Below are 373 nucleotides of genomic sequence, written 5' to 3' on the forward strand. Positions count from 1 at the left end.
TAGGTGTGAAGCTATAGGCTTTTCCTTCATCTATAGACGTAACTGGGCTACCTGAAATTGTAGGTGCTTCATTTACATTAACTACTTCAATATTGAACGCAGGGAGCGATGCACTTAAAACACCATCCGACACGGTAATGATAATACCTGAAGTAACACCTATATCGGATGCGCTCGGAATACCGGATAAAGTACCGGAACTAGCATTAAACGTTGCCCAACTTGGTTTATTGGTAATCGAGAAGGTTAATGCATCATCACCAACATCCGATGCACTAGGTGTAAAGCTATAGGCTTTTCCTTCATCTACAGACGTAACTGGGCTACCTGAAATTGTAGGTGCTTCATTTACATCAAGTACTTCAATGTTAAA

At 40.8% G+C, this 373-nt stretch carries 1 protein-coding gene; it reads right to left on the reverse strand.

The genetic code is table 11. The annotated features are described in order from the left end of the window. Positions 1-373 (reverse strand): putative Ig domain-containing protein (locus AN214_RS22795; protein ID WP_161805717.1); only part of this gene is annotated, 373 nt, incomplete at both ends.

Source organism: Pseudoalteromonas sp. P1-9 (assembly GCF_001399975.1).
Taxonomy (GTDB): Bacteria; Pseudomonadota; Gammaproteobacteria; order Enterobacterales; family Alteromonadaceae; genus Pseudoalteromonas.